Here is a 19,076-nt window from a genome sequence, read left to right as displayed (position 1 = left end):
GGAGTTACTCATTTCTTATTAGGAATTTTTTATACGTTATTTTAATTTTCCTATTCGTTATCAGAAGTTTCCCGTGTATTATTTGAAGTTTGCAACTCGTTATTAGAAATTTCTTATGTCTGATAAGGAACTTTCCATAGGTATTATATATATGCTTCTTTAAATTTTAATTTTACTATTGCAGAATAATAAGGTTTTGCGGTATCACCAAGAGATTTCAGATAAGCTTTTATATCTCTTACTAACTGTATTATATTGGTCTGGTCTTTATACAAGATCTGATTTCTGTTTTTACGGGCTGTTATCAATGCATTGCCTGCAACATTTACAGTATTACTCAGCTCTGTAAGTTCTGCATGCATAGTTTGCAGCTGTTTGATGCTTATTTCCGGTTCGTTAGGAGCGTATTGGTACAAAGAAGCCAATTGATGGGTAAATGCATCAAGATTGGCAAGACGGCTGTCGTAACTCATTTGTGAAGTTGAGATGCCTTCCGTTTCTTTTGTTTCAGGATTTAAAGCTTTAGGTTTCTGATCTCCACGGATTTTTTTTGCCTGCTTTGCAATATTCTCTTTATCTGTGGAAGAGATATCCAGCGATTTGGCATAATTAAGTGCTTTTGTCATCAATTTGCCGAGTGGTGCAATGGCGGTTTCTCTGGATGCCACTGCATTTTTGTAGACAGGCTGTTTGTTGTTGAGTTCTGTAACAGAAGCCTGCAGCCTATTACGAAAATCTGCTAAGTTTGATAATTGCAGTTTAGTATTGGTAGGGTTGTATAGTGGTCCCATTTCTTCCAGAATGTGATATACTGCATTGAAGTTTGCGACATTTTTGTTATGTCCGGTTTCATTAGTTGATGCCATAATCATTTGTATTTTATGTTTTTACAAATATAAAAAATATTTCAGTATAGCAAGGGAATGAGATTTTTTTTAAAAGATAAAATAGTAAAGCTGTTTATATCAGTTAAAATAAAAATGTTTACATAAGTTCAGTATATAAAAAAAGTCCTCACCTATTAAGTGAAGACTAAAAATTTAAAATAATTAGCAGCTTTAATAAATCCTATAAAAAAAGCCCTCATTATTAAGAAAACCAAATCACAATAATGAAAAATCTAATGAGGGCATAATTTTATAGTTTGAAAAACACTAACTGAAATGAAATTATTATTTCTTAATAAATTTTATAATATAATTCTGTTTTTTTCCTTCAATAGATAGGGTATAGGAACCTGCAATGAGTTGCAAAACATTAATCTCATTGTTAGAATCAGTAGCTCCTGTTTCTACAACTCTTCCTTCTATGTTATAGATTTTGTATGTGATACCTCCTTTAATACCTTCTATTTTTATATAATCTGAAGTAGGATTGGGATATAATTTTATGCTCTCACCCAAATTATAATCTCCAACTCCCAGAGAACCACCGGTATCTCCTGCTAAAATTGCCATATCGGGAGAGCTTTGATAAGCATATGATTTTATTATCAGTTTATTGGTAATAAATGATACCAATACCCAACCGTAATGATACTGCCCACTAATTCTGAATCTGACACCAATATATCGGTCTCCTAATCCTAAGAAGTTAGCACTTTGCCCATCTCCTATAAGTGGACCTCGTTGTTCGGTAATCCATCCTGTAGATGAGGAAGATATATTTGTATTTGCATTCAGGGGCATCGCATAGGGAACGCCGAATGAATTATTAGAACCCGTACCTATGGCTTGATTCTGCGAATTATAAGCTCCTGCGTTACCACTTGTAATATGCATAAAATAGGCTCCGGGGCTGAAGACATCCCATCTGAAATTAAAATCTACAGCTCCATCATTATTGAAATCGATCGGGAAAAGATCAGCAGCACTGCCGCCTGTTGGAGAAAGATTGATATCAACATTTGGAGTGATCGGTGCGTACACAATTTGAGAATAGGCTTTGCTCATCATTAATAGAACCAAAGCAAGCAATATATTTTTTTTCATCATTTTTAAATTTTAATTATTGAATTTTTTCTGTTATCCTATAAAAAAAGCCCTCATTTATAATAAATTGAATCGGGATCATTGAAAGATCTAATGAGGGCATCGTTTTATAGTTTGAAATACTAACTAAGAATGAAATTATTTTGTCTATATCTATTCTTTAATAAAAATGTCATTTCTATCTACTTACAGTGAAAGGAGCAGAACACTTCCAAGCACCTTTAAAATAGAGTACCTGAAACCATGTATTCACACCATCGTCAAACATTTTTTGTGTTGGTGTTCCCCATATCCTGTATTTAAGTATACCAGAACCAGAAACTAAATTTCCTGCTTGAAGGACAACATTCAATCCATATAAACCGACATAATTTTCTGACACCTCTTGAGGATAAGCTCCTGGACCTCCACTATTTGTATATGGAACATCTAAAATTTTATCAATATACTGCCCTACACGATAAGGCCCTGTGTCAAAAATACCTCCACATGATAATGAAGGATTTCCCATTGGCGGTGCTGCAACAGTTCTTGTCAAAGTACATGTTCTACCACCGATATTAATAGCAAAGCTAGCTGTACCTGCACCGGATGGTGTTCCTGTAATAGTATAGGTAACTGAGCCGTTTCCATTAGCGAAACTTCCTGCTGCTAGTGTAGCTGTTAAACCTGTTACTCCTGTGGAAGCTACAGTTTGTCCGTTGTGTGTACCACCGTTACCACCAGTATATGGAATTGCTGATGACACTCCCGAAGCAGCTGTACCACCAGTTAATGTACCATTATTAGTAGCACTACCACAAGTTAATGTTGTAATCGCACCAACAGGAACTGCAACAGTTCTTGTCAAAGTACATGTTCTGCCACCGATATTAATAGCAAAGCTAGCTGTACCTGCTCCAGATGGTGTTCCTGTAATCGTATAGGTAAGAGTTCCGTTTCCATTGGCAAAATTTGCAGCAGCTAATGTAGCTGTTAAACCTGTTACTCCGGTAGAAGTTACTGTCTGCCCATTATGCGTACCAGCATTACCTCCTGTATAAGAAATTACGGATGTAACTACTGAAGCAGCCGTACCTCCTGTTAATGTCCCGTTATTAGTTGCACCTGCGCAATTTAAGGTTGCGATAGTTCCTACTACTGGTGTTGTAGAACAGTCATTGCCAGCCCAGGTTGTAGCATTCCAATATTGTAAGCAGTGTGCAGTTAAATTATAAATTGTTAATCCTTCGGGTACAGAGCTTATAGCATCTCTTTGAGCGGTTGTAAGTCTGGGGAAAAGGACTCCTTTATTTGTAGAGGTGATATCTAATATTGCATTGGCGTTAGGAGCAGTTACTCCTATACCTACATTTCCGTTTCCTTTAATACGCATTAATTCATTAGAATTTGTTGCACTTGAAGCAGCATAAAAAACGTGATCACTATTTTGGGTATCAGTTTGATAACGTAGAATTCCTCCATTTACTCCAAATCCATAGAATTGATTGTCATTATTACCTGTTTCATACATCACAATTTTTCGACTATTTACAATATTTTTAAATTGCAATGCGGCATTAGGAGCGATAGTTCCTATTCCTACATTACCAGTATTTAAAACTGTAAAATCATTTGATTGTTGAGCATTAGTGGGAACACCTGTTGTATTATTATCTTTAGCTCCATCAATGTGAAAAGCTCCTTGAGGGTTGGGGGTATTAATTCCGACTTGCGCTTGCGCTGCGATTGGGAAGACGGATAGAGCTCCTAAAATAAATAGTGTTTTTGTTTTCATCTTTAGAGATTTGTTGTTATATTTTTTTTTCTTATTATTTTAATGGGGTATAAGTAACCGGTTAAAGAATCTTTTATTTCCATTTGGGAATTATTAACGGATAAAAAAGATTGCTTTTAGTTTTTCATTTCCAACATAGAATTGAGGAAAGATTACATGCATCCATACTTCGAAGATCAAGAATTAATTGATGCATTAAGAGGCATTCCTGTTCTGTAATTTTTTTTCATGTACTTGACTTTTTTAGTGTTAAAAATTTCTTCCTTGTGTGTTTAGAATCGTATCTCATTCGTCAGAAATTAATTCATCTGAGTGGGTAGTCAGAGGGCAAATTTATAAGCAAAAACATGGGAAACCTGACGCAATTCTACTTAATGAAACGCAATAAAACGCAAAGTTTTAAACGGTTGTAATTCAGTGTTTTAAAATTTAAAATCAGTATTTTTGAAGTATGTAGAATACATTGTTTTCAGTGTTTTTATTAAAAAAATAAATTAGAATTATAAAATAAATTACTGGATACAGATTTTGTTTGTGCAGAAAACTGATGGAGTAGGTCTCAGAAGAATTTTATTATCAATAATTTATAAAATGATGTATATTTTATTTTGAAAAATCTGTTTATATGATGGTAATAAAAATTCCCCTCTATGTTTTACAGAAATAAATATAGAGAGGATTGGAAAATAAATGGATGTAGATTCTGAAAACCGATTGGGGCTCAAATCTTTTTTTTAGCTTATAAAATCCACCGCTCTTTATAAATTCTAAACAATAAAGAAGGATGAACAAGCACATAACACTAAATGAAATTTCGATTATAATTATTTGAATAAAACTATTTGGAATTATTTTTTAGAAATTATTTACCGATATTAAAATAACGATATTGCGTAATTGAATTGATATACAAATTTATTCGAGAAAGGAGTTATTGAATAACTTAGAAGTATGCAATTCTGCTTAATTTAAGGTGTCCTATATTGAAGTTTATAATTAAACAGCTGTTGGCTAGATATTAATTGTTTTTACTGTTTTTTCACAAAAAAAGAATTAAAACAATTATGGCATAGATATTACTTATACTATGGTATAAAAACTCACAAGATGATAGACCATAAAGAAAATAAGTATCTTGTTTATGAATATCTGGTTTTAAGTATAAGAAAGAATTTTAATTTGGATATCAGCCTTTTTAACGAATATATTTTAGCTAAAAATATTGTTTCAAAAACGAGAATAATTGTTCCTACATTTTCAGATAAGATTATCAGTAATCCAGGAATAAAAATGTTTTTAACGGCTCTTATTTTGAACCTTAATCATATGAATTACAATATTACCGATCTGAAGAAAGAAATAGAATATTTAAAGAATTCGGGCTCAAAAACTGAGGCTTAAGATAAAAAAGTTTACAATAATAAAGTCCCTCACTTTATAAGCAGGGACTTTATTATTGTATCGGGAGAATTTTGAGGATGATTTTTAGCTTAAATATTTGGCAACTTTCCCTTCCAGATCATCCAGATTAAATGGTTTTCCAACATAGTCATCAGCCTGGGCTTCCTTAGCCAAAGCCACGATATCATTGTTCGCCGTTACATAAATGACAGGAATATGCTTGAATTCTTCATGATTTTTCAAAAGTTTTGTAGCCTCAACGCCGCCAATTCTTGGGATCCAGTTATCCATCAGAATAACATCCGGCTGAAACTTTGTTACCTTTTCTACAATATCATGAGAGGTTTCTGAAATTTCGACTTCATATCCATTCTCCTCAAAGATGATGGTAATTATTTCTAAAATAGTAGTATCATCATCGAAAATCAAAATTTTCTTTTTACTCATATTAGTTCTATTTAAATCCTAAATTTTTTCTTTTAATTTTTATAATTGATTGATATAATTCGCCAGATTATTGGGTGTAATAATCAAATCATAATCAACTTCATGTACCGCATGTTTCGGCATATAATTTACTTCGGCTGTCTCCGGATCCTGAACCCAGACTTTTCCTCCATTTTTTTTGATGTATCCTAAACCTTCCACACCGTCTGCATTGGCTCCTGAAAGTAAAACTCCGATTACATTTTCACCATAAATTTCCGCTGCAGATTTAAAAGTTACATCAATGGACGGTCGTGAATAATTCATCTTTTCTGAACTGTCCAGAGACATTATTTTTTTATTTTCAAACAACAAATGATAATCTGCGGGAACGATGTATAATGTATTGTTTTTAATTTCTGTTTTATCCTCAATTTCAACGACTTCCATGGATGAAAATTGCTGTAATAAAATTGGAAGTATACTTGTAGAATGTGCCTTGCGGTGAACTACGAGTACAATGGGGAATTTTAATTCTATATCTAAATTTTTTATCATTTCCAGAATGACCTGTAAACTGCCTGCAGATCCTCCGATAACGATTAATTCTGTATCTGTGTTTTTCATGATCATTGCGTTTAGTTATGATCCAGTTTTTTCCAGATTTTTTGATCTTCAACCTGATGATAAGATTTGTCTAAATTAGAAAATCTCAGCGTTTCTTTTGATCCCAACGCCAAATATCCTAAATTCTCCAGGCTGTTATCAAAAAGACGGAAAACACGTTCCTGCAACCCTCGGTCAAAATAAATCAGCACATTTCTGCAGATAATTAACTGAAAACTGTTAAAAGAACTGTCTGAAACCAGATTATGAGTAGATAAGATGAGCTTTTCCTGTAGACTTTTATCAAATCTTACGCTGTCATAATTCGCAGTGTAATATTCTGAAAAATCTTTTTTACCGCCTGATAACATATAATTTTCAGAATATAATTTCATCTGCTGTAACGGAAAAATACCTGATCTTGCTGTTTCCAATACTGAAGGATTAAGATCCGTACCATAAATCAATGACTTATGGTAGAGATTCGCTTCTTTAAGCAATATGGCGATAGAATAGGCTTCTTCACCTGTAGAACACCCGGCTGCCCATATTCTGATCAAAGGATAAGTTCCTAGTTGTGGGAGAATTTTTTCGCGTAATGTTTTAAAGAAAGCCGGATCACGGAACATTTCTGTCACATTTACCGTAATTTCTTCTACAAAACGCTTTAAATATTCCGGATCGTTAAGTAGGGTATACCTCAATTCCGCAAAACTGGTGAATCTGTCAATCAGGCAGATACGATTAATCCTGCGTTTAAAAGAAGCTCTGCTGTATTCGGAAAAATCATATCCGTACATTGCGTACACATCTTTTATCAAGTATTCTACTTCTTCATCTTTTACGATACTTGGTTCCAGCATTTACGATAGTTTTTCTATGGCAGTTATCAGTTGGTCAACGTCAATCGGTTTTGATACATAATCCTGGGCTCCGGCGTCCAGACATTTTTGGCGGTCTTCCGGCATTGCCTGTGCAGTCACAGAAATAATATCTACTTTACTGATTGATGGAATGTTACGAATGGTTTTAATGGCTTCATATCCGTCCATTTCGGGCATCATCATGTCCATCAGTACAACATTTATCTTGTCATCTTTTTGAAGAATCTCAATAGCTTCCTGCGCCATTGTAGAACTTTCAATCTGATAACCTCTTGACTTCAACGTCAATTTAAGGGCAAATATATTACGTGGATCATCGTCCACAATTAAAATTTTTTTATTCATCAGAATTTATTCTGTTTAACTTTCATATAACCAAACACGTAGCAACGATAACAATTGGTCAATATCCACAGGTTTCGAGATATAATCTGAAGCACCTGCAGCAATGCATTTTTCACGGTCGCCGATCATCGATTTTGCGGTGATTGCAATAATAGGAAGACGCGTGTGAGAAGGTATTTTTCTTATTTCTTTAATGGTTTCATATCCATCCATTTCCGGCATCATCATATCCATCAAAACAACGTCGATATCAGGATTTTCTTTCATTTTTTCTAAAGCCTGCTTACCATCCATTGCCAAAACAACGTCGACTTTATATTTCTCTAAAGCTTTGGTTAAAGAAAAGATATTTCGAACGTCATCATCAGTGATCAGGATCTTTTTACCCTTTAAAACTTCCGTTAAAGAGCCTAAGACTTTATTTTTAATGGTTTCAGAACTATTCTTTTCTTCAACCAAATGCAAAAACAAACCAACTTCATCTAAAATTCTTTGGTAAGAATGGGCTGTTTTTACAACAATAGAATCAGCATACTGCTTGATTTTCAGCTCTTCTGACTGAGTTAAATTATGTCCTGTAAAAATAATGATCGGCAGATTTTCAAGCCCTTCATAACTTTTAATAGATTCTATGATTTGATATTGACTTCCTTTTGCAGCTCCGATATCTAAAATGACACAGTCAGAATTACCTTCCGTTAAAGCTTTAACACAATCTTCAACGTTGTTTTCTACTGATAATGAGATGTTAAAGTTGCTTAAATAGTAGGAGAGTGCGCTTGCATGTTTCGCATTTTCTTCAACGATTAAAACCTTTTGCGGAGATTTTTTAAGGGCTTCTTCAATCTTTCTGAAAACTTCGGTCATCTGATCCAGAGCCATAGGTTTATTAATGAAATCAATAGCTCCTTTCATTAAACTTTCCTTTTTTACATGCAAAACAGACATCATGTGAACCGGAATGTGCTTCGTCTGAGGGTTTGATTTCAATTCATCCATAACCTGCCATCCGTCTTTTACAGGTAGCTGAACGTCCAGCAAAATAGCTGCCGGATGATACTGAATAGCAAAGGATAAGGCATGGTCACCTCGTACGGAAACTACGCCTTTGTAATCTTGAAGATGAGCGTATTTCAATAATGCTTTGGCGAAATTAATATCATCTTCAACGATCAGAATAACTTTATCGTCTTTATTGATATTATCCCGATCATCAGCAACATCTTCCGGAATTTCCAAATTGTTGACAGGAAGTGTGTAGGAAACCTCGCCGTCTTCTAAAATTTGCTGAATTTCTTCTACATCTTCACGGATTATTTCCATTAAATGCTGATCCGTTTCAAGCTGAACTGTTTCCGAGACAGCCTTAGTGGGAATAATTAGGCTAAACACGCTTCCTTCATTTACTTTGCTTTCCAAGGTTAGTTCACCGCCCAACAGTCTTGCGATTTCCCGGCTTATGGAAAGACCTAAACCAGTTCCTCCAAATTTTCTTCTTGTTGATCCGTCTGCCTGCTGAAAGGCTTCAAAAATGATTTTCTGTTTGTCTTCTGCAATTCCGATTCCGGTATCTTTTACACTGAAAATGATGAAATCGTTATTCTTCGGATCTTTTTTAATATTTAAACTGATGCTTCCTTTGGTTGTAAATTTTGCAGCATTTGAAAGTAAATTTCTCATGACCTGATCTACACGCAAACGGTCGGTTTCAATAGCTTTTTCTACATCATTTTCTATTTCAATGTTAAATTCAATTCTTTTTTCCTGAAGAATAGGTTTAAATAAACTTTTTAGATCTTTTATAACTTCTTCAATGATAACTTCTTCATATTCCAACGTCATTTTACCGGATTCGATTTTAGCAAGATCTAAAATTTCATCGATCAGGGTTAATAAACTGCTTCCTGAACTTTGGATTACTTTCGCTGATTCTATTTGGTCTTCATTTAGGTTTTCATCAGGATTTTCAGCCATTAAACGAGAGAGAAGTAAGATAGAATTTAAAGGTGTACGAAGTTCGTGAGACATATTCGCTAAAAATTCAGACTTATATTTTGTGCTTAATGCAAGTTCTTCTACTTTTTTCTGAATTTCATTGTTGCGTTCAGCGATCAGGTGATTTTTATCTTCCAATAATCTTGAACGTTCCTCCAGTTCGGCATTAGCCTGCATCAATTCTTCCTGCTGAACTTTTAATTCTTCCTCAGAAGCCTGTAATTTTTGAGTCTGAGCTTCCAGTTCTGTGTTAAGATTCTCCAATTCAGAATGCTGAACCTGTAGTTCTTCCGATTGAGCCTGAGTTTCTTCAAGTAATTGCTGTTCTTTTTCACGGCTTTTTGCGGCGCTTAAAGCGATTCCTATATTTCGGCTGCATTCTGTGAAATAATCTATACGTTCTTCTTCAAAATTAGATGTTGAGCCTAATTCCAGAACTCCGATGGTATGACCGTCTGCTAAAATCGGCAACAATATTATTCCGTAAATTGTAATTTTACTGCTGGCAAAAGTTACCGTAAAATCATCTTCATGAAGATTATTATAAACCTGTATCTTTGCATTAACAAAGGCTTGGCCAACCATTCCTTCTCCCGGTTCAAAGGTCTTTTTCATGTTGTCCTCCAGTCCGAAAGCTGTATTTAATTTTAATACGCCTTCATCAAAAAGGTATAATGAACCATTGATGCAATTTCCATATTCAATTAGCTGATGTAAAGATTTTTTTGAAACTTCGTTTACAGATTTATTTCCTACCAAAGATTCATTTAAAATCGCAAGACCTTTCTGGCGCCAATCACTTTTATTGATCTCGTCGAAAGACTTTTTAAGAGAATCCGTCATATTGTTAAGAGATCCAACCAGATCTCCAAGGTCGTCCTGAGAAGTATCAGACGCTTTTTGGCTGTAATCGCCGTTGGCAACCCTGTTGGCTACTTGCTGAATTGCACTTACACGTCTGCTGATTTCCAGATCTTTAGCTTTTAACTGTTTTTCAAGTTTATCTCTGCGAATAAGATCTGCACGTAATTTTATATAGAAAAAAGTAGTGACAACAACGGCTGCTATGGCAGAAAATAGAATAAATAATACTGTTGTATCTGAAGAACGGTTAAGATCTTTATTCTTTATAGCAAGCTGAGCTTCTTCATATTGTACAAAGTCGCGAACGATCTGACGGCATTTGTCCATGTAAGTTTTGCTCATCAAAACCTGCTGCTGGGTCATTACAATGCCTTTTCTTCTGTTTTCTACAAAATGTTTTAGATTGCTGATGTTGCTGTTGACATTCTGCTGTAAACTACTCAAACGCTCAAGCTGACTTTTATCTTTAAGATCTAATGCTTTTGCACGCTCGAAAGCTTTTGGATAATCGGCTAAACTACGTTTGTAAGGTTCTAGGAAATTTTCTTTTCCCGTTAACTGATATCCTCTGTTTCCTGTTTCAGCATCTAAAAGAGCGATTAAAACGTCTTTTACTGCGGTAACCGAACGACGGCTTTGGGACAAGCTTTCCCTGTGTTCCATCTGTCTTTGGATGCTTATATATGAAGCAATTGAACTGGCAATTAAGATTAATAAAGATAAACCAACTCCAAACTGAAGATTTCTTATGATTTTTTTCGGCATGAAAATTAATTTAAAGGTAATGTGAAATAAAATGTAGAGCCTTCGTCCACTTTACTTGATACTCCGATGTTTCCGTGGTGTTGTTTGATGATCTCGGAACAGATGAACAGGCCGATTCCCATTCCCTGAAACTGTAACGAAGATTCTTCAACACGGTAAAATTTATGAAATACGGCATCTTGTTTAAAATCAGGAATCCCGATCCCGAAATCTGTAATGTTTACTTTAACTTCCTGCTCTTCTTCGTCAACGAAAGTGGTAACAATGACCTGATTATTTTGTGGAGAATATTTGATGGCGTTGGTAAGGAAATTAATCAAAACCTGCTCGATTCGGATCTCATCCAAAGGAATTAAGATATCAGGTTTCATTCCGTGCCAGTCGATTTTTACCTGACGGTCTTCGTGTGTCTGCAATATGGTGTCAATCGCATTTTGGATGACGTTTCCAATATTGGTAGGTTTTTTGTTGATTTTTAGTTTACCGTTTTCTATTTTTGAAACATCTAAAAGGTCGGTAATTAAAGTGTTAAGCTTCTCTATTTGATCCTGAACTTTAACCATAAAACCAGCTTCCGCACCATCTTTGTCTAATTTTAACTTACGATCCAATAGCTGAACATAGGCTTTAATGCTTGTGAGAGGCGTTTTCAGCTCATGACTGGCGATACTCAGGAATTCGTCTTTTTCTTTTTCTACTTTTTTCTGATCGTCAATATCTGTAAATGTTCCGACCCAATTCTTTATAGTATTTTCTTCATAAACGGGTGTAACTCTCAGTAAATGATATCGATAGTTTTCCGACTCTATGTTTTTTATTCTGACTTCCAATTCGAGAGCTTTGCCTTTCTTTTTGCAACGCTCAAATTCTTCTTTGATGTTGTGATCGTCGAAATGAGTTTCAGGAAATTCGTGTTCAGAATCGGAATATTCATGCCATTTTCTGTTGACAAAATCTACAATTCCGTCTTCATTTAATGTAAAAGCAATTTGTGGAAGAGATTCCAGCATCAGATGAAAATGATCGATCTGAGATTTCATAATAACCTGAGATTCTCTTCTTCCTTTTACTTCCAATTCCAAGCCTTGCTGCGTTTTTTTCATCGCAAGATTTTGCTCCTGAAGGTTGTAGAAAGTTTTTACTTTCAACAAAAGAATTTCGGGATCTATGGGTTTTGTTACATAATCTTTTCCGCCTGAAGCGTATCCACGGGTGATGAATTTTTTTTCAGTATTTACGGCAGATAAGAATATGATAGGAATTTCTTTGGTTTTGCTGTAATCGGCTAATGTTTCTGCAACTTCGAAACCATCAATGTCGGGCATCTGAACGTCCAGGATAATCAAAGCGTAATCATTTTTTAATGCTTTTCCCAATGCTTCTTCACCGGAACTGGCTATATCAACCTGAAAATCTTTAGATTCTAATAATTTTTTTAATGAATAAAGATTGTTTTGGTTATCATCAACAATTAAGATCATAGGAATGAAAAATCAATAATTAATTATGTTTACTCTTGCGTCAAAAATACTCACAAAAATCCGAAAAACATTTATTTTTTTAACCATTTATAGTTATGTACCACATGTTTTAAAATTTAAATCAAATTTTTAGAAAATTTTTCATTAGTGATTATTTGAAGAATAATTTAATTATGTTTTATATTCCTAAAAATTAGATAATAAACTAGAAAATGATTTAGTTTTAGAATAATTAAAATGTGATGTCTTAATTTTATTCTTCTATCTCTTTTCTGAAACTTACGACTTCATAATCATCATTGGAGCAGAATTTTTTACAGCTTTCATCATTAAATTTTTCAGGATTTTCCGTAAAAGCTTCAATGTACTTTTGGCTTTCATCTGTTTTAGCGGGAGTGATTATGATGTGGTAATCTTTTAATACAGATTCATCTGCATTTTTTAAAGATTCTTTTTTATGCTTTACTGCTTCGCTAAATTTCATATAGTTTGATTTTTAATTATACTGTAAATTTTAGAGTAAGAAACAAAGAAAAATCCTGTAATATTATGATCCTAATCATAAAATTACAGGATATGGTTTATTTATAAGTTATGAAGATTATCAGCTGTTTTTTTCTATTTTTTCAAATATTTCGTTTAACGCTTCCTGCATATCTTTTGAAGTGTTTTCACCACTTTGATTAGTGATAATAAATACCCCCAAATTATATTTTGGGATGATATAGATAAAACATTGTGAACGAAAAACTCCGCCGTGATGCTTGTAAAGCGTTCCCAATTTTTCATCTTTCATGATGCGCCAAGCGTAACCTGCGCTAAATGTATTATCAATTTTCACCAATGGACTGTGAGATTCTGCTATTTCAGGATTGTTTTTCAACTGATAAATAAGATATTTCATCATGTCCGGAAGGGTGGATTTTATATTGCCGGATGAACCCCAAGGTAATGTAGGCATTTTCATTACGATATCATTATAATTACAATGGTAGCCAACCGCAAGGTTTTCTTCTTCCTTTTTTGTCAGTGTAATGGTTGTATTTTTCATCTGAATATTTTGAGCTAAATACTCTTTTAATAAAACCTGAAACTTTTTGTGATATACTTTTTCCAGCACCGAACTTAATAATTCTATTCCAGCATTTGAATAGGAAAATTTGTATCCCGGAATCGTGTCAATTTTTACGGTATGTAAGTCTCTTAAAAAATCTTTTTGGTTGTAATTTTTTAATACATTATTAATGTTTTCAGGTGTATTTTTATTGGTGAAATCTTTAAAAAATGCATTGATGGGTAAAGGCAGCATAGAGGGTAATCCGCTGGTATGAGAGACTAGATCCTTTATGCGAACGGGATGGTTATTGAATTTTAAATTAGGATAATCTTCAGAAAGATACTTTTGAACAGGATCTTCAAGGTTTATTTTTTTATCCAAAACAGCTTTTGCAACTAATGTTCCTGTAAACGTTTTGCTTAGTGAACCAATTTCATAGATGGTTTGATTGGTTGGAAGATTGGCTTTTCCTTTTTCAAGTTCACCATAATGTCCGATATATTCTTGCCCTTGATAAACGATTCCGATGGAGACTGCATTAATTAATGGTTTTTGAACCATCTTTTGAGCGGCATTATCAACAACAGATTTAAGATTAATGTTTTCTTTTAATGATTGTTGTGCTAAACAAAATACCGATACTGTTATTGCGATAAAAAGGCTTATTTTTTTCATGGTTTCCAAAGTTTAATAGGAGTATATTAATCTATTGTTTGAATGATTGTATTTTGAAATTTATCTGCTTCATCTTTATGAATTTGATGTCCCGAGTTTTCAAATAAAAATAAATCTTTCTTGGGTGCTTTCACTTGCTCAAAATATCCTTTTGTAATGGAAGTTAACGTTTGAATATCGTTTTTACCAACGAAAAAATAAATTGGACAGTCGACTTTCTTTAATGTCTTTGGCAGATCAATTTTCATAACTTCGTTCCATGCAGGAGACCATGTTTTTGACCATTGAAGAAAGCCCTTTTTGAAATCATCAGTTGTTACATATTCTTTACCATCTTTGTAAAAAAGCCATTTTCTTAAATAAAACATGGACTCGTCATTGGTAAAAGGAAAATATACTTTCGACAATTCTTCCGTTGCAACAGGGTTATCTTTAAAATGAATTTTTAATGTTTTGAGTAATTCTTTTTCACTCGCTAATTGACTGATCACGGGATTTACAGCATAATAAGCATGTAATAATTCCGGATGATTTCTAACAATATAAAAGCCTAAAGCATTTCCCCAAGAGCTGCCTAATAAGTACAGTTTTTTCTGATTTAACCTCTTTAACAGAAAATTGATCACCTCATAAGTATCCTTTCCCATAAGTTCTACCGAAGGTTGGATTGGAGAAGGATTTAACGCTAATGTTTTTCCTGCATCTCTCTGATCCCATTGAACTATGGTAAATTTATTTTTTAAAATATTGGTATAAGAATCTGCATTTTTCATCATTGAACTTCCCGGGCCGCCCGATAAAAAGAGAAGGATAGGTTTGTTAATATCGTCTGTTTTGATTTCTATTGCTTGTTTTATTCCTCCAATTTCCGTGGTCAGAAGAGTGTCCATTTTTACGGAATGCAATTGTGCTAAACAAAACATTGATAATAATGTTAAGATAAAAAGGCTTATTTTTTTCATAGTTTCTAAGTATTAATTTGACTTTAAATTTTCTGATACAAATATGCTGTAGAAAGTTTTGAGATAAGTCCATGTAAAAAAAGTCGGACTCATTTTATTCGTTAAAATGAGTCCGACTTTCTACAATCTAAAGTTCGGGTATTTACAATTGGCTAATTATCAATTGTTTCTAAATGCTGTTGGCGTTTGATTTGTATGTTTTTTAAATGAAGTATGAAAAGAAGATTTTGAATTAAAGCCCACTTCGTATAAGATTTCCAATACGGTATATTCTCTTTTTGTAGGGTCTTTCAGAATGGTCATTGCTTTTTTCACGCGATATTCATTCACAAAATCAAAAAAATGCTGATTGATATGATGGTTGATTAAAACAGACAACTCACGAACCGGAATTTTCACCTGATCTGCCAATTCCTGAATCGTTAATGAAGGTTCTAAAAAGGGCTCCTTTTCAGTCATGAAGTTTTTAAGCTGTTCGATCTGAAAACTTTTTGTTTCGTCCGTTTTATTTTCAGTTTCCAGAGTTTCAGTAAAATCTTTTGTTGATTGTAAAGTAGAATCAATTCTTCGAAAAAGCTCAGGATAATTTAATGCTTTCAATATAAACCAGCAGGCAGCCAATAAAAAGGAAGCTCCCGCCACAATATGTATCCAAATAAACAGGTCGTTGTATGCTGTATATCGTATTGTATTTTTAAAAATAATACATAGATGGATGAATAGTAAAATCATTGTAAGCTGAAACAGCCATTTGTATAACAAAGTATTTGGATTCGTGTAATTCTCAAGATAAATTTTCTTGTATTTTTTGAGTATCATGAATACGCCAACGATATAAAAGAAATACTGCAGTTCCGCAATAACTTGATAAAAGAACATCTCGGGGGAGTCCCACATATGCTTGAAAAAATATTCTTTAGCAGGACCTTCTGCAAGATAAAGTCTTGGAACTAAAATTAAATTGGCAACGATAAAAGGGATAAGATGCAATAAGTGCTTTCTTTTTAAGGTAAAATCAGAATAACAAACGGCATTAACGTACAGATAGAAAAGGGGCATTACTAATAAGTATGCAGACATTTTGAAAGTTTTCAGATTATAGCTATCAGTAAGAAGATGCATAAAAAGTCCGCTCATATCAATTGCATTCATAATGAGGAACGCTGCGAATAATCTGTTTTCCAGTTTCCTTTCTGTTTTTACCGTTAACAAAAATACCGCAAGCAGCAGCGATATAAAAACGCTAATCGCTGCAATAACTTCCAGAAAATTCAATTTGTCCATTAGTTTTTTTGCAAAAATAGGATATAAGTTGTGAAGAAAATAGACTGATAAAGAACAAATTTTTAAAATATCTTATTTTTTTAATCAAAAGGTCGTTAATATTCTTGATCATCTCCTTAGCATTGGTGTTTTCCGGGTTCAATTCAAGCGATTTTTGATACATTTTCAGAGCTTCTTCTTTTCTATCAGATTGAAGCAACGCTTCTCCATAACTATCAAATATATTGGCGCTTTTTGGGAAAATCAATGTCGCCGAATAGAAGGTCTCCAAGGAAAGATCATTTTTTTGAAGCCTTAAAAATTGATAACCTAATCGGTTAAAATCATTTTCACTTGCTCCATAACTGCTTGGGTTTTTTAGATATTCTTGAATCAGCTGATCTGCTTTTTCTTTATTTCCGCTTTCCAGTAAGCTTCCGTAGATTCTTGATAGATTTTGTACAGGAATTGTATAAGGTTTGTTATCGATTATTTGTAAAACGGCATTAGATATAGGAAAAACAGGGCTGTTTCCGATGCTGGATAACAATATTACAGTTTCATTTTTAGTGATGTTGTGTAATAAGATACTGGTAAGTCCGGTAATAAAGCCGTCATGAAAAACAATTTTTCCGTTACTTTCATCGGTGTACATCGCCCAGCCTAAGCCGTAGCTCCCTTCTTTTCCATCGAATTGATAACTTACTTTTTTTCCATCATTCAAGATGGTTGCTGTAAGAGCTTCGTCTAATTCTTTCTTGCCTAAAATCTGATAGGAAAACAATGCCTTTTGGTATTTTTCTAAGTCTGCGGCTGTGCTTACGATGCCTCCGTTTCCGTAAAAGTTACTTTTTTCATCGATTAGAAAAGGGTTTTTTACGGTAGTGGTATTCACAAGTTGAGTGGAATAGAAATTAGGATACGTGTATAATTCTACCTGATTTTCTTTCTTGATTTTCCTGTTAAGCGGAACAAATGAATCTTTCATTTTCGCAGGATTGAAAATATTTTTCTCCAAATAATTCGCATAACTCATTCCGGATATTTTCTCAATGATCAGGGCAGCAAGACAAAAATTAACGTTGTTGTATTCCCATTTGCTTCCCGGCACAAATGAAAGCGGTGTTTTGAAGCGAATGAAAGTTGGTATAATATCCTGATTAGAAATTACTTTTTCCGGTTTTTCTTTTATGACAGTATCAAATAAATTATAATATTGCGCCAGTCCTGAAGTGTTATTCAGCAATTGTTTAACAGTGATATTTGGATAAGGAAAATCTGAAAGATATTTCTGAACCGAATCATCAATATTGATTTTTCCTTTCTGTTTAAGTTGAAGAATTGCTGTTGCAGTAAAGGTTTTTGTTATGGAAGCAATGGTGAACTGAGATTGGCTATTAATTTTGTCCTTTTTTTCAATATTAGAAAATCCGTACGAGTTAGAAAAAATAGTTTTCCCTGATTTGGAAATGATAACACTGCCGTTAAACAGATTATTTTTAGAAAGTGTAGAAAAAAGATCATTAAATTCCTGTCCCGAAAGAGTAGTACTGAAAAATGAAATCAGTAAGGTTAGAAAAAATATTTTTCTCATTTTATTGGTATTAATTTTAGCTTAATAATAGAACAATTTTGAAGAGAGTTTTATTACATTAAAAAAAATGACTATAAATTAATAGCATGTTAATTCAATCGTAAATTTTCTCAGTTTTGGTCTCATAATTGTTAGAGCTACAACACAAATTCTACAATTAATCACTAAATTATATCAATTATGAAAACTAAAACAACAGCTAAGAAAGTGACGGTTAAAAAAACGGCACCTTCAAAGACTCAAGCTAAGACTCAAGCGAAAATTCCTGTTAAGAAAGATGCGGCTAAAGAATTGAAAGATTTATTTGAAGATTCTTTAAAAGATATTTATTGGGCAGAAAGAGCGCTTACGAAGGCTCTTCCAAAAATGTATAAAAACGCAACGGATAAAAAGTTGCAGTCAGCGATTGAACTGCATCTTGCCGAAACTCATGTGCATGTAAAAAGGCTGGAAGAGTGTTTTGCTTCATTAGGTAAAAAAGCTCAGGCTAAAAAATGCGATGCAATGCAGGGGTTGTTGGATGAAGGCAAAAGCATCATGGAAGAAACTGAACCGGGGGCTGTAAGAGATGCGGGGATCATTGCTGCGGCACAAAAAGTAGAACATTATGAAATCGCAACTTATGGTACGCTGGCTGCTTACGCAAAAGTTCTTAAAGAAAAAACCTGCCTGAAAAATCTTCTGGCAACTTTAAATGAAGAAAAAATATGTGACAAGTTATTGTCAAAAGTCGCAGATATTACCTTAAATAGCAAAGCGATAAAAAAATAGAAAAAGCCCTATTTATGAAGGGAATTTTATGAGAAAACCTTGTTAGTAATAGTACCAACAAGGTTTTTAGTTATTTATTTAAGCGCTTGTATTTTTGCTCTCATTATCACGATCATTTTTTTTAGCGATTTTATCTGCTTTTTTTTCTTTTGCCGTTTTCAAAGGAGCTGTTTTATCAGATTTCTTTTTGACGTCTTTTTCTTTTGACATAATATTATT

Annotated in this window: 17 protein-coding genes; 2 read left to right on the top strand and 15 right to left on the bottom strand. The window is 33.6% G+C overall.

Features of this window, described 5'->3' with window-relative positions; translation table 11 throughout:
- Positions 1-143: 143 nt before the first annotated feature.
- From BT156_RS02445 to BT156_RS02435, 3 genes are all read right to left on the bottom strand, one after another.
- Positions 144-866: a hypothetical protein gene (locus BT156_RS02445; RefSeq protein ID WP_072406836.1), complete on the bottom strand. Its 723-nt coding sequence runs from the start codon at positions 864-866 to the stop codon at positions 144-146.
- 306 nt (positions 867-1,172) lie between these two features.
- Positions 1,173-1,991: a T9SS type A sorting domain-containing protein gene (locus BT156_RS02440; protein WP_170857262.1), complete on the bottom strand. Its 819-nt coding sequence runs from the start codon at positions 1,989-1,991 to the stop codon at positions 1,173-1,175.
- A gap of 178 nt (positions 1,992-2,169) precedes the next feature.
- Positions 2,170-3,768, bottom strand: a complete 1,599-nt coding sequence (locus tag BT156_RS02435) for an autotransporter outer membrane beta-barrel domain-containing protein (protein ID WP_072406833.1) — start codon at positions 3,766-3,768, stop codon at positions 2,170-2,172.
- A gap of 1,107 nt (positions 3,769-4,875) precedes the next feature.
- Here BT156_RS02435 and BT156_RS02430 point away from each other — a divergent pair.
- Positions 4,876-5,169, top strand: coding sequence for a hypothetical protein (locus BT156_RS02430; protein WP_072406831.1), 294 nt, complete (start codon positions 4,876-4,878; stop codon positions 5,167-5,169).
- Positions 5,170-5,253: 84 nt separating this feature from the next.
- Here the strand turns inward: BT156_RS02430 and BT156_RS02425 are convergent, their stop codons facing one another.
- The 11 genes from BT156_RS02425 to BT156_RS02375 all read right to left on the bottom strand — a co-directional run bounded on the left by BT156_RS02425 (position 5,254) and on the right by BT156_RS02375 (position 18,086).
- Positions 5,254-5,616, bottom strand: a complete 363-nt coding sequence (locus tag BT156_RS02425) for a response regulator (RefSeq protein ID WP_072406828.1) — start codon at positions 5,614-5,616, stop codon at positions 5,254-5,256.
- Between the two features lie 39 nt (positions 5,617-5,655).
- Positions 5,656-6,222 carry a chemotaxis protein CheB gene (locus tag BT156_RS02420; RefSeq protein ID WP_228429936.1) on the bottom strand — a complete coding sequence of 189 codons (567 nt, stop codon included), beginning with the start codon at positions 6,220-6,222 and terminating at the stop codon, positions 5,656-5,658.
- A gap of 11 nt (positions 6,223-6,233) precedes the next feature.
- A complete protein-coding gene (locus tag BT156_RS02415; protein ID WP_072406826.1) occupies positions 6,234-7,064 on the bottom strand; it encodes a CheR family methyltransferase in 831 nt (276 codons plus the stop codon).
- Entirely contained in the window at positions 7,065-7,430 is a 366-nt protein-coding gene (locus BT156_RS02410) for a response regulator (protein ID WP_072406824.1), read from the bottom strand.
- A 15-nt stretch (positions 7,431-7,445) separates the two neighbouring features.
- Positions 7,446-11,054, bottom strand: coding sequence for a response regulator (locus tag BT156_RS02405; protein WP_072406822.1), 3,609 nt, complete (start codon positions 11,052-11,054; stop codon positions 7,446-7,448).
- Positions 11,055-11,059: 5 nt separating this feature from the next.
- Complete coding sequence (locus tag BT156_RS02400) at positions 11,060-12,535, bottom strand: hybrid sensor histidine kinase/response regulator (RefSeq protein WP_072406819.1); 1,476 nt, start codon at positions 12,533-12,535, stop codon at positions 11,060-11,062.
- 253 nt (positions 12,536-12,788) lie between these two features.
- Positions 12,789-13,019: a hypothetical protein gene (locus tag BT156_RS02395; RefSeq protein WP_072406817.1), complete on the bottom strand. Its 231-nt coding sequence runs from the start codon at positions 13,017-13,019 to the stop codon at positions 12,789-12,791.
- A gap of 120 nt (positions 13,020-13,139) precedes the next feature.
- Positions 13,140-14,267: a serine hydrolase domain-containing protein gene (locus tag BT156_RS02390; protein WP_072406815.1), complete on the bottom strand. Its 1,128-nt coding sequence runs from the start codon at positions 14,265-14,267 to the stop codon at positions 13,140-13,142.
- A gap of 26 nt (positions 14,268-14,293) precedes the next feature.
- Positions 14,294-15,157 (bottom strand): alpha/beta fold hydrolase, encoded by an 864-nt coding sequence (locus tag BT156_RS02385; RefSeq protein ID WP_228429933.1) that lies wholly within the window; start codon positions 15,155-15,157, stop codon positions 14,294-14,296.
- A 231-nt stretch (positions 15,158-15,388) separates the two neighbouring features.
- Positions 15,389-16,513, bottom strand: coding sequence for a helix-turn-helix domain-containing protein (locus tag BT156_RS02380; protein WP_072406811.1), 1,125 nt, complete (start codon positions 16,511-16,513; stop codon positions 15,389-15,391).
- Complete coding sequence (locus tag BT156_RS02375) at positions 16,473-18,086, bottom strand: serine hydrolase (RefSeq protein WP_072406809.1); 1,614 nt, start codon at positions 18,084-18,086, stop codon at positions 16,473-16,475. The genes BT156_RS02380 and BT156_RS02375 overlap by 41 nt, the downstream gene beginning before the upstream one ends.
- A 180-nt stretch (positions 18,087-18,266) precedes the next feature.
- Between BT156_RS02375 and BT156_RS02370 the strand changes: the two genes are divergently transcribed.
- Positions 18,267-18,857, top strand: coding sequence for a YciE/YciF ferroxidase family protein (locus tag BT156_RS02370; RefSeq protein ID WP_072406807.1), 591 nt, complete (start codon positions 18,267-18,269; stop codon positions 18,855-18,857).
- Positions 18,858-18,935: 78 nt separating this feature from the next.
- On the opposite strand, the gene BT156_RS22450 is transcribed toward BT156_RS02370, so the two are convergent.
- A complete protein-coding gene (locus tag BT156_RS22450) occupies positions 18,936-19,067 on the bottom strand; it encodes a hypothetical protein (protein WP_257737073.1) in 132 nt (43 codons plus the stop codon).
- Between the last annotated feature and the right edge of the window lie 9 nt (positions 19,068-19,076).

The organism is Chryseobacterium limigenitum (assembly GCF_900114875.1).
GTDB lineage: Bacteria > Bacteroidota > Bacteroidia > Flavobacteriales > Weeksellaceae > Chryseobacterium > Chryseobacterium limigenitum.
This window is presented reverse-complemented; position numbering and strand designations above follow the sequence as displayed.

Bases quoted from the DNA above. Each gene is read 5' to 3' on its own strand.
- BT156_RS02440 (WP_170857262.1), bottom strand. From the start codon at position 1,991: ATGAAAAAAAATATATTGCTTGCTTTGGTTCTATTAATGATGAGCAAA.
- BT156_RS02445 (WP_072406836.1), bottom strand. From the start codon at position 866: ATGGCATCAACTAATGAAACCGGACATAACAAAAATGTCGCAAACTTC.
- BT156_RS22450 (WP_257737073.1), bottom strand. From the start codon at position 19,067: ATGTCAAAAGAAAAAGACGTCAAAAAGAAATCTGATAAAACAGCTCCT.
- BT156_RS02400 (WP_072406819.1), bottom strand. From the start codon at position 12,535: ATGATCTTAATTGTTGATGATAACCAAAACAATCTTTATTCATTAAAA.
- BT156_RS02405 (WP_072406822.1), bottom strand. From the start codon at position 11,054: ATGCCGAAAAAAATCATAAGAAATCTTCAGTTTGGAGTTGGTTTATCT.
- BT156_RS02375 (WP_072406809.1), bottom strand. From the start codon at position 18,086: ATGAGAAAAATATTTTTTCTAACCTTACTGATTTCATTTTTCAGTACT.
- BT156_RS02435 (WP_072406833.1), bottom strand. From the start codon at position 3,768: ATGAAAACAAAAACACTATTTATTTTAGGAGCTCTATCCGTCTTCCCA.
- BT156_RS02385 (WP_228429933.1), bottom strand. From the start codon at position 15,157: ATGGACACTCTTCTGACCACGGAAATTGGAGGAATAAAACAAGCAATA.
- BT156_RS02370 (WP_072406807.1), top strand. From the start codon at position 18,267: ATGAAAACTAAAACAACAGCTAAGAAAGTGACGGTTAAAAAAACGGCA.
- BT156_RS02380 (WP_072406811.1), bottom strand. From the start codon at position 16,513: ATGGACAAATTGAATTTTCTGGAAGTTATTGCAGCGATTAGCGTTTTT.
- BT156_RS02430 (WP_072406831.1), top strand. From the start codon at position 4,876: ATGATAGACCATAAAGAAAATAAGTATCTTGTTTATGAATATCTGGTT.
- BT156_RS02410 (WP_072406824.1), bottom strand. From the start codon at position 7,430: ATGAATAAAAAAATTTTAATTGTGGACGATGATCCACGTAATATATTT.
- BT156_RS02420 (WP_228429936.1), bottom strand. From the start codon at position 6,222: ATGAAAAACACAGATACAGAATTAATCGTTATCGGAGGATCTGCAGGC.
- BT156_RS02415 (WP_072406826.1), bottom strand. From the start codon at position 7,064: ATGCTGGAACCAAGTATCGTAAAAGATGAAGAAGTAGAATACTTGATA.
- BT156_RS02390 (WP_072406815.1), bottom strand. From the start codon at position 14,267: ATGAAAAAAATAAGCCTTTTTATCGCAATAACAGTATCGGTATTTTGT.
- BT156_RS02425 (WP_072406828.1), bottom strand. From the start codon at position 5,616: ATGAGTAAAAAGAAAATTTTGATTTTCGATGATGATACTACTATTTTA.
- BT156_RS02395 (WP_072406817.1), bottom strand. From the start codon at position 13,019: ATGAAATTTAGCGAAGCAGTAAAGCATAAAAAAGAATCTTTAAAAAAT.